Source organism: Streptomyces sp. NPDC005811, from assembly GCF_040630405.1.
GTDB lineage: Bacteria > Actinomycetota > Actinomycetes > Streptomycetales > Streptomycetaceae > Streptomyces.
The window spans coordinates 1-1171 of sequence record NZ_JBEXXK010000152.1; the positions used below are offsets into that span (position 1 = coordinate 1).

1 protein-coding gene is annotated in these 1171 nt (G+C 70.5%); it reads left to right on the top strand.

The features are described from left to right. Positions 1 to 90 precede the first annotated feature (90 nt). Positions 91 to 1171, top strand: a 1081-nt coding sequence (locus ABZ490_RS52195) for an acyltransferase domain-containing protein (RefSeq protein WP_359008152.1), incomplete at its 3' end; no start/stop codon positions are given.

The following is a 1171-nucleotide window of genomic DNA, read 5'->3' on the forward strand; positions in this document are numbered from 1 at the left end:
GGGTCGGCTGCCGGTGTGGTGACGGGTGAGGTCGGTGAAGGGGGCCGTACGGCTTTCCTGTTCGCCGGTCAGGGCTCCCAACGTCTTGGCATGGGGCGGGAGTTGTATGAGGAGTACTCCGTCTTCGCCGACGCCTTCGACGCCGTGTGCGCCCACGTCGATCCGCACCTCGAACTTCCCCTGGCCGACGTCGTGTTCGGTCAGGACGCTGATCTCCTGAACCGTACGGAGTTCGCGCAGCCCGCGCTGTTCGCGCTGGAGGTGGCGCTGTTCCGGCTGGTGGAGTCGTGGGGTGTGCGTCCGGATGTGCTGGCCGGGCATTCGATCGGTGAGATCGCCGCTGCGCATGTGGCGGGGGTGTGGTCACTGGCGGACGCGTGCCGTCTGGTGGTGGCGCGGGGCCGGCTGATGCAGGCCCTTCCCGTCAGCGGTGCGATGGTGGCGCTCCAGGCCGCCGAGGACGAGGTGCTGCCCCTCCTCGGTGACGAGGTGGGCATCGCGGCGGTCAACGGGCCGCGTTCGGTGGTGGTTTCGGGTGCCGCCGAGGCGGTCGCACAGATCGCGGACCGTTTCCGCGCCCAGGACCGCAAGGTCACGGCTCTGCGGGTGAGCCATGCCTTCCACTCGCCGCTGATGGAGCCGATGCTCGACGACTTCCGGGCGGTCGTGGAAGACCTCACTTACGAACAGCCCGGCATGCGCCTCGTCTCCACGGTGACCGGTGCGCCCGTCACCGACGAGCTGACCTCGCCGGACTACTGGGTGGAACACGTGCGCCGGACCGTCCGGTTCGCCGACGCCGTGGCCGCCCTCGCCGAGCAGAGCGTCACCCGCTTCCTCGAACTCGGCCCCGACGGCACCCTCGCCACGCTCGCCCACGACTGTGTCGCCGACGAAGGACACCTGTGCGTACCGGTGTTGCGCAAGGGTCGGGCGGAGGCCGGGGCGACGGTCGCCGCCGTCGCCGCCGTCTTCACCCGTGGCGGCGAGGTGGACTGGACGGCTGTCATCCCCGCCGCGCGATGGGCGGAGCTGCCGACGTATGCGTTCCAGCATGAGCGGTACTGGCCGGAGGTCGTGCGTCGGGAGCCGGTGGTGGGTGGCGGTGGTGAGGTCGATGCGCGGTTCTGGGAGGCGGTCGAGCGGGAGGATCTGGAGGCTCTGGCGGGTG